Annotated in this window: 1 protein-coding gene and 2 pseudogenes; all 3 read right to left on the bottom strand. The window is 52.8% G+C overall.

The features are described 5' to 3' along the window. A pseudogene (locus CINSTRO3249_RS17785) lies at nucleotides 1–232 on the bottom strand (hypothetical protein); the annotation flags it as partial. 24 nt (nucleotides 233–256) lie between these two features. Beyond that, nucleotides 257–1500 (bottom strand): annotated as a pseudogene (alaC, locus tag CINSTRO3249_RS15145) (alanine transaminase). A 623-nt stretch (nucleotides 1501–2123) separates the two neighbouring features. Further along, a partial coding sequence (locus tag CINSTRO3249_RS15140; RefSeq protein WP_143146879.1) for an integrase core domain-containing protein occupies nucleotides 2124–2352 on the bottom strand: 229 nt, incomplete at its 5' end.

The raw sequence follows: 2352 nt of genomic DNA, 5'->3' as shown, positions 1-2352 counted from the left end.
GCTCATTGAGTTGACTGAAGCTAATTCGCTTATTATTCAGAAAACGCCAGACAGCTTGGGTAGTTGCGAAAGTTGATTTTTGAGCACTTGCGAGGTCTTTAACCGCAGAAGCAAGAAGAGCCGCGGGTGTCATATGCTGTTTAACCAGCGTCTGATATCGGCGGGTAAGGAGAGAGTCAATCCCGCCAACAGATAGGTTGAAATCATTCTGCAAAGTAATAACAGGTATCACGATAAATGTGTAGATACCTATGCCTTAGAGCGACTTAACGGCCGGCGGCTTCAGCGCCGACGTCTTAAGCACGCCGTCGGCACGGAACATGGCTTTGATGCCGCGCACCGCCTGCCGGATGCGATCCTGATTTTCAATCAAGGCGAAGCGGACATGAGTATCGCCGTAATCGCCGAAACCGATCCCCGGCGAAACACACACCTTTGCCTCGGCCAGCAATTTTTTCGCGAACTCAAGCGAACCCAGCGCGGCATAATGCTCGGGGATTTTGGCCCAAACATACATTGATGCCTTGGGGTTTTCCACCATCCAGCCCGCCTCATGCAGCCCGCGCACCAGCACATTCCGCCGTTGGCGATATTGCTCGGCGATAGCGTGCACGCAGCTTTGGTCGCCCTCGAGCGCGGCGATAGCAGCGACTTGCAGCGGGGTAAAGGTGCCGTAATCATGGTAGCTTTTGATGCGCGCCAGCGCGTTGACCAGCGCCGGATTTCCGACCATAAAACCGATACGCCAGCCGGCCATATTGTAGCTTTTCGACAGAGTGAAAAATTCCACCGCGATATCTTTGGCGCCCGGTACCTGCATAATGGACGGCGCCTGCCAGCCATCATAAACGATATCGGCATAGGCCAAATCATGAACCACCAACACGTTATATTGGCGCGCCAACGCCACAACCCTCTCGAAAAAATCCAGTTCGACGCATTGGGCGGTGGGATTGGAGGGGAAGCCAAGGATCATCATCTTGGGCGTGGGTATACTTTCGCGGATGGCGCGTTCCAGCTCACGGAAGAAATCCACGCCCTCGACCAACGGAACGGAGCGCACCTGGGCACCGGCAATCACCGCACCGTATATATGAATGGGATAACTGGGGTTCGGCACCAGCACGGTGTCGCCATGATCCAACGTTGCTAGCATTAAATGCGCCAGCCCCTCTTTGGAACCGATGGTAACAATCGCCTCGCTTTCGGGGTCGATGTCAACCGCATAGCGATCCGCATACCAGCGCGAAATAGCACGGCGCAGTCGTGGAATACCGCGCGAAGTGGAATAGCCATGGGTATCTTCCCGCTGGGCTACGGTGCATAACTTCTCCACGATGTGTGGCGGTGTCGGGCCGTCTGGATTGCCCATACTGAAATCAATAATATCCTCGCCGCGCCGGCGCGCAGCCATTTTCAATTCCGCAGTAATATTAAACACATAGGGGGGGGGAGACGTTCAATGCGCGTAAAGCGGCGTGCAGAACCGAATTCAGCCATAATATCCTCTGATGACGTAAGCGCCCGGACCGTCCGAGCGACGCTACCCCTGAACGGGGCCATTAATGAAACTATCCCATTCGTTATCGGCTGTCGAGGGGGCAATCACTTTTTCTGTCGCCGGCGCTCCCAGCGCGGGGGCTCATCTTGGAGGGCGGCAGCCAAATTATGGCGGTAATTGATGCGCAGCGGCGCACTGCGTGCGTCGCAGCAGATCACATCGCATCCCCCGCCTCCCATTGCTTCTCATCTCATCACAACCCCCGCATCGCATCGCATCGCATCGCATCGCATCGCATCGCATCGCATCGCATGACGATAATGCAGCGAGATGTCTACATAAAAGAGGAAATAAAGGAAAATTTTTTTAACTAATCCCCTTTTTAAGCGCATTACAGCGCGAAAACAACGGAAAAAACTGCAGTAAAAATTTCCTTAAATTTTTACTCAAGTTTCCTCTTTTTAATAAAAAACCTCGCGTTAAGGCGCTTTCGACGCGCTGCCATCCTCGCTTTATAACCATAGGTATCTACACATTTATCGTGATACCTGTTATTACTTTGCAGAATGATTTCAACCTATCTGAATAACCCCGAGTTTATTAGAGAGTAATTTTGGCAATACTACGCCGCTTCCTCTGATGCTAATTGCAAAGCGTAATAGTTCATTTCGGCTTCAGTAGGAGGGATGTAACCCAGCCGCCCGAGCAGCCTTCTGTTGTTGTACCAGTCCACCCAGTCCAGCGTGGCCAACTCCACTTCCGTCCGGTTTTTCCAGCTCCCGCGGTGGATAACCTCCGTTTTGTACAACCCGTTGATACTCTCTGCCATCGCATTATCGTAGGAGTCGCCG

Origin of the sequence: Candidatus Sodalis sp. SoCistrobi, assembly GCF_900143145.1 — a bacterium.
In the GTDB taxonomy this organism is placed as follows: Bacteria; Pseudomonadota; Gammaproteobacteria; order Enterobacterales; family Enterobacteriaceae; genus SoCistrobi.
This window is presented reverse-complemented; position numbering and strand designations above follow the sequence as displayed.